This is a genomic window from Rhizobacter sp. P2_H2, from assembly GCF_056403375.1.
In genome coordinates, this window is the sequence record NZ_JBFUFP010001116.1 from 1 (window position 1) to 1,712 (window position 1,712).

Annotated in this window: 2 protein-coding genes; both read right to left on the minus strand. The window is 66.9% G+C overall.

Going from position 1 to position 1,712, the window contains the following annotated elements:
- Window positions 1-1,215 (minus strand): ABC transporter substrate-binding protein (locus AC1D15_RS30645; protein ID WP_477828996.1); only part of this gene is annotated, 1,215 nt, incomplete at its 3' end.
- A gap of 77 nt (window positions 1,216-1,292) precedes the next feature.
- The gene (locus AC1D15_RS30650) at window positions 1,293-1,574 is read right to left on the minus strand and encodes a BrnA antitoxin family protein (protein ID WP_465114734.1); all 282 of its coding nucleotides are present in this window, start codon (window positions 1,572-1,574) and stop codon (window positions 1,293-1,295) included.
- Window positions 1,575-1,712: the final 138 nt, after the last annotated feature.

The window sequence follows — 1,712 nt, forward strand, 5'->3', positions numbered from 1 at the left end:
CTTCACGCCGATGCGCGTCCACATGGCGGCCAGCGTCTGCGCCACCTTGCTGTCGTTGATGTAGCGCCCGTTCGGCGTGCCCAGCACCAGCGTGAAGCCGTCGGGGTAGCCGGCCTCCTTCAGCAGCGCCTTGGCCTTCTCGGGATCGGGCTTGGCGGCGGTGACGAGGTTCTTGCTGGCGCCGAACATCGGGTACGGCAGCAGCTGCGCGGCCGGCGTGGCCACGCCGCCCATCGTGCGCGAGACCAGCGCCGTGCGGTCGACGGCGAGCGAGAGCGCTTCGCGCACGCGCTTGTCGAGCAGCGGGTTCTTGCCAATGGGCCCGCCCGCCGCGGCGGTGATGCCCGGCGTGCTGTCGCCGTTCTGGTCGAGCGCCACGTAGATGATGCGGTTCGACGCCTTGGTCTCCACCGTGAGCTTGGGCTCCTTGCGCAGGCGCTCCAGGTCATCGGTCGGCGGATCCTCGGCGAGGTCGACATCGCCGGCGAGCAGCGCGGCGACACGTGCGGCCGGGTTGCTGATCGGGCGGTAGATGACCTTGTCCCACGCCGGTGCCTTGCCCCAGTAGTGCGGGTTGCGCTCGAAGATGATCTCCGAGCCGCGCTTCCACGAGACGAACTTGTACGGGCCGGTGCCCACCAGGCCGGTGCCGGCGTTCAACTCGGTGGTGGTCTTGCCTTCGGGGGCCGAGCCTGCCGCGGCCTTGGCCGACATGATGGGCAGGCCGACCATGTTGATCGCGAGCAGCGGGTACGGCTCGGTGGTGGTGATGCGCACCGTCAGCGGATCGGGGGCCTCGATCTTCTCGACCTTCTGCAGGTAGACCTTGAACGACGACGGGCTGTTGGGCACCTTCGGCACGCGGTCCATCGTGAACAGCACGTCGGCCGCGGTCATCGGCGAGCCGTCGGAGAACTTGACGTTGGGCCGCAGCTTGAAGGTCCAGACCTTGCCGTCGGCCTTCCAGGATTCGGCGAGGCAGGGCTCGGGCTTGAGGTCGGCATCGACGCAGACCAGCGGTTCGAACAGCGTCTGCGAGAGCTGGATGTTCGGCGTCAGCGCGTGGTACTGCGGGTCCATCGAGGTGGGCTCGGTCTTCAGCGCCACCACGAGGTCGCGGGCCGAGGCGCCGCTGGAGAAGGAGGCACCGGCGACGAGCGCGGCGGCGGTCAGCAGGGAGCGGCTGACTTGCCCGAGGGAAATACTTCCTGGCATGTGGGTGCTCTGCAGTACGTGACGATGAAGCTGGGGACGCTAGCAAGAAGCGATCCAAGGGGCAACTCGTCCCTTCCCTACCTTTGTGCCTTGCGCGACTGGCGCGTCACGTACTCGCGCAGCACCCCATCCATGCGTGACTGCCAGCCATCGCCGGTGGCCCGGAAAAACGCCAGCACCTCCTGGCTGTAGCGAACGGACACCAGTTGCTTCGGGTTCTCCACCTTCGGCCGACCGCGCAGGGTTCGCAACGGAACCATGGCCTTCAATTGCTTGGCCGTCAGGGGCTGCGCATCCGGGTCGGCCTTGGCCGCCGCGGTGATGGCTCTGTCTTCTGCTGCAGTCGGAACTGCAATCACGGGTCGCTTAACTGCTTTCGACATAGTGGTTGACCTCCTGGCGATTGGCCCTGCGCAAGCTGATGATGCGCCGCACGTCCCCACGATCGACAAAGGCAACGTAGTAGAGCGTGTTGGTCTCGGGGGCCAGCGCAATCA